Here is a 917-nt window from a genome sequence, read left to right on the forward strand (position 1 = left end):
CGCACCGAGCGGCGCACCGAGCGGGTGGTGATCACAGAAGTGACGATTCCAGAGGCGGTTTGCACGTCGATTTCCGACACCACGTCGCCTTGCAGGATTTCCTTGATGACGCCTTTGAACTGGTTACGGACGTTGATCGCTTTGATGGTCATGATGAGGCTTCCTGTCTGAGGGCGGGCACATCCGTTCGGATGCGCAGGCCTTCAAAGTGCACCACCTGCTAGAACAACAAAAGGAATAAATAATTATCTATTTATTCTTTTTTTGAATATCAAGCGTGTGCTCCACAAGCCAGATTGAGTGGACCTTCCACCATTCGTCGCATAGGCAAATCTTTGACGCGATGCTGAAAGTGTCTGGCTTGGGGATTGCAAAGGCCGATCGTCGCCGCGCGGAAACGACGTAATTCTGGCGCAGCAAAATCAAATAAACATTTAAGGACCCCAGCGCAGCGCTTGGTGAGTCATCCGGAGATTTAACGTGTCAACCCTCAGTGAAATCGCAGCGAACCACGCGAGAATGGCTAAACCAGTACAAGAATCGACCGGATTGATTGAGCGGCACGTGCAAATTGTGGGTGGCTTCGAAGTCCCTTGCCTGGAAGAACAACCGAATATTCCACTTCACTTGATGGCTGGCGTGCAGGAGAACCATCTCGGACAGGTGCCGGGCTACTAGTTTCGAGCGTATTGCGCACCAAGAAGTGGCGCCAAACGATGGCCGACCACTTCTGGCGCACTTCTTTGGTGCGCCTTAAAACGATCCAATGATCGTTCCCACGCTCCGCGTGGGAACGATCTTTCAGCGGCGTTACTCCGAAGCCTGAGCCCGCAACCGCCGCCCAATCACATCCAGCACATCACACCCATCCCGCAACGGAATGGCGCACAGCAACGCAAAATCACTAAGAATGAACG

At 53.1% G+C, this 917-nt stretch carries 2 protein-coding genes; one reads left to right on the forward strand and one right to left on the reverse strand.

The annotated features are described in order from the left end of the window. Nucleotides 1-152, reverse strand: a 152-nt coding sequence (locus tag AC1DRJ_RS29945) for a TOBE domain-containing protein (protein WP_477805307.1), incomplete at its 3' end; no start/stop codon positions are given. A 328-nt stretch (nt 153-480) separates the two neighbouring features. Between AC1DRJ_RS29945 and AC1DRJ_RS29950 the strand changes: the two genes are divergently transcribed. Further along, complete coding sequence (locus AC1DRJ_RS29950; protein WP_477805306.1) at nt 481-678, forward strand: hypothetical protein; 198 nt, start codon at nt 481-483, stop codon at nt 676-678. Nucleotides 679-917: the final 239 nt, after the last annotated feature.

Source organism: Pseudomonas sp. P5_B2, from assembly GCF_056400445.1.